This window comes from Variovorax sp. Soil_C_12 (genome assembly GCF_057657375.1).
In genome coordinates this window covers 1-1546 of the sequence record NZ_JBDGIO010000040.1, presented here as the reverse complement: position 1 = coordinate 1546, position 1546 = coordinate 1, and the positions used below count along the sequence as shown (strand labels likewise).

The window sequence follows — 1546 nt, the reverse complement described above, 5'->3', positions numbered from 1 at the left end:
GGGCCCGGAGCGGGCATCCGCTGCGCTCTGAAGCGGCCATTCGAGATGTCAGAGCAATTGCCCAAACGCGACTCTCCTTGCTGAATTGAAAAAGCCAGTAAGAGATACGCATTCCGGGGGCAAGGCAAGGATCACAGAACCAATTGATCCTTAGGCTCTGGAACTTTGTCGTTTAGCATCATGAACACCGGGAATCCAAGGTTGCCATCGCCGCACCACCGCAGCCTCCCAGTGTTTGCCTCAGAGGAGGTGTACAAATCAACACCGATCTTCGCAAGCGTCAAGAGCAGCGCCTGCATTGCATCGGAACCTCTGCCCTCCTTGATCAACTCCGTACTGAGTCCATGAATCCGGTATGAGCACGAGAATCCCGCGGAGTTTGGCAATTCTTCTGGCCGGAAGAGTGTGACGGTAACCGTGCCGACTATCTCGTCGGCTTCATTCACAAGATCGAGCTTCCGAACGGCGATGACCTCGGTTGGATGTGACGGTTTTTTCATCTGTATTGCTCACCGCGCCGGAGGAGAAGACCAATCAGCTGGCCACGCGGCACGAACTCTTTGGTCGCAACATGCGAATTCAGCAGCGGCAGGTCCTCGAGGCACCGCGCGAGCTTACCGCGGAACACCAGCCGGTCAAGCGGCCCATAGCGTTCGTGACGCCCGAGGCCAAGAAGACATCGAAGGTGCGCAGCGTGAAGTAGCAGGTCGATCCGAATGGCGACAACAACGAAGCCAACCGAGCACCTCGCTTTAGCAGTGGGGTGCTGGAGTGGCTCTTACTCAGACCCACCGATAGTGCGGATAGCCGACCATCAGAACCAGCAGCGCAGCGAAAGGCACGATCAGCAGCCACTTCGCCACATTGTTCAGTCGCAGCGTTGCCAGAGAGGCAACGGCCAAGGCAACCCAAGCCACATCAATGACGCTCAACAGCAGATTCAGATAGAAGTAGTGGCTTCTGACCTGGTCAATGCTGAAGAACTGAATCAGCATGCGGGGATCGAGAGCAATCCCAATGGTGGCGAGCACCACGAGCGCCCACGCTCGGAAGCGCATCAGCCACAGACATCCGAGCACCACGCCAGCAAGCACAACAAAGCCGTACCAGTTAAAAGGAAAGTGAACGGTTGACCACGCCATGTCCCTCGCGAACCAAAGGGCGAGTGCGAGCACGACGAAGGTGGCCGAACGGTGGTGTGTTTGGGTGAACGGCAGATTTGGCATTGTTATTTCAGAATGTCGGACGCACTCGGAGGTGTTCTTTGTTTGGCGGTGTCGATCAAACGATCCCAGTTGTACTTTTTTCGAATGTCGAACGGCAATGAGTTGCCCGCGTCTCTGAGAAAATCTCGTGCTTGATCTTCTGTCAGACCAGTCCCAGAGAATTTCCCGGACTTGTAGCCCTTCTTGGTAAACGCCTCTTTCAGAAAGTCTTCATACCGGGAACAAGCCATGCGGTCTTGGTAGTCTGCAACGTCACCGAGGCCAGCTGACATCCTCGTTTTTTCCTGAAGTTTGTGGATGCGCTTGAGCCAAGAAAAGGC

At 55.4% G+C, this 1546-nt stretch carries 4 protein-coding genes; 1 reads left to right on the top strand and 3 read right to left on the bottom strand.

Annotation, left to right across the window (positions count from 1 at the left end):
• Positions 1 to 131 precede the first annotated feature (131 nt).
• Positions 132 to 500 carry a DUF6968 family protein gene (locus tag AC3A6X_RS36365; RefSeq protein WP_487846710.1) on the bottom strand — a complete coding sequence of 123 codons (369 nt, stop codon included), beginning with the start codon at positions 498 to 500 and terminating at the stop codon, positions 132 to 134.
• Positions 501 to 505: 5 nt separating this feature from the next.
• Between AC3A6X_RS36365 and AC3A6X_RS36360 the strand changes: the two genes are divergently transcribed.
• Positions 506 to 703 (top strand): hypothetical protein, encoded by a 198-nt coding sequence (locus AC3A6X_RS36360; RefSeq protein ID WP_487846709.1) that lies wholly within the window; start codon positions 506 to 508, stop codon positions 701 to 703.
• Between the two features lie 79 nt (positions 704 to 782).
• Here AC3A6X_RS36360 and AC3A6X_RS36355 read toward each other — a convergent pair whose 3' ends face one another.
• Both AC3A6X_RS36355 and AC3A6X_RS36350 read right to left on the bottom strand, forming a co-directional pair.
• The gene (locus AC3A6X_RS36355) at positions 783 to 1226 is read right to left on the bottom strand and encodes a hypothetical protein (protein WP_487846708.1); all 444 of its coding nucleotides are present in this window, start codon (positions 1224 to 1226) and stop codon (positions 783 to 785) included.
• Between the two features lie 2 nt (positions 1227 to 1228).
• Positions 1229 to 1546: hypothetical protein (locus tag AC3A6X_RS36350; protein ID WP_487846707.1), on the bottom strand; the 318-nt coding region annotated here is incomplete at its 5' end.